The sequence below is a fragment of the Methylopila musalis genome, assembly GCF_042679725.1.
GTDB lineage: Bacteria > Pseudomonadota > Alphaproteobacteria > Rhizobiales > Methylopilaceae > Methylopila > Methylopila musalis.
Window position 1 is genome coordinate 1 of sequence record NZ_JBHTMX010000387.1, and the last position, 930, is coordinate 930.

Below are 930 nucleotides of genomic sequence, written 5' to 3' on the forward strand. Positions count from 1 at the left end.
CTCGCCGGGCCGCGCACCGTGCTGCCCGCCACCGCCCTGCCGACAACGGGGCGCGATCTGATGGTGGCGCTCGACCTGTCCGGCAGCATGGAGCGGCGGGACTTCGCGCTCGACGGCGTCACCGCGCGGCGGCTCGACGTGGTGCGCTCGCTGGGCGCCGCGTTCCTGCGCGGCCGGGCGGGCGACCGCGTCGGGCTCGTGGTCTACGCCGACCGGGCCTTCGTCGCCGCCGAGCCGACCTATGACGTGGAGGCCGCGGCCGACGCCTTCGACGCCGCGGCCATCGGGCTCGCGGGCCGCTCCACCGCCATCGGCGAGGGACTCGGCCTCGCGCTGCGGCGGCTTGCGGACGCGCCGGGCCGCGCCCGCGTCGTGGTGCTGCTGTCCGACGGCGCCAACAACGCCGGCGCCGCTCTGCCGAAGGACGTGGCGCGGCTCGCGAAGCAGATCGGCGTCCGGGTGCACACCATCGCCATGGGGCCGAAGGAGACCACCGAGGTTCAGGGCTACGACCCGGACGTGGTGGACGCCGCGACCCTCCGGGCGATCGCCGACGTCAGCGGCGGCCGCTATTTCCGCGTGCGCGCCACCGAGGACCTGAAACAGGCGATCGACGCCATCGACGAGATCGAGCCCACCCGCACGCTCGCTCCCGCCGCCCCGATCTGGCGGGAGCTGTGGCCCTGGCCCGCGGCGCTGGCCTTCCTCGCGGCGGCCTTGAGCGTGCTGGCGCGGAGAACCGCCCGATGATCGAGTTCGGCGCCTTCGCCCTGCTGCGGCCGTGGTGGCTGCTGGCCGTGCCGGTCGCGGCGGCGCTCGGATTTGTCGCGGTGCGGCGCGCCGCCGGCGTCGGCGACTGGCGCAAGGCGGTGGACCCGCATCTGTTCGAGGCGCTGGCGCGGCGCGGCGCAGTGGTCGCGGGGCGCGGCC

1 protein-coding gene and 1 pseudogene are annotated in these 930 nt (G+C 76.5%); both read left to right on the forward strand.

Going from position 1 to position 930, the window contains the following annotated elements:
- Positions 1-750, forward strand: a 750-nt coding sequence (locus ACFQ4O_RS17850) for a VWA domain-containing protein (protein WP_378777765.1), incomplete at its 5' end; no start/stop codon positions are given.
- Positions 747-930 (forward strand): annotated as a pseudogene (locus tag ACFQ4O_RS17855) (VWA domain-containing protein); the annotation flags it as partial. The gene ACFQ4O_RS17850 and the pseudogene ACFQ4O_RS17855, both read left to right, overlap by 4 nt.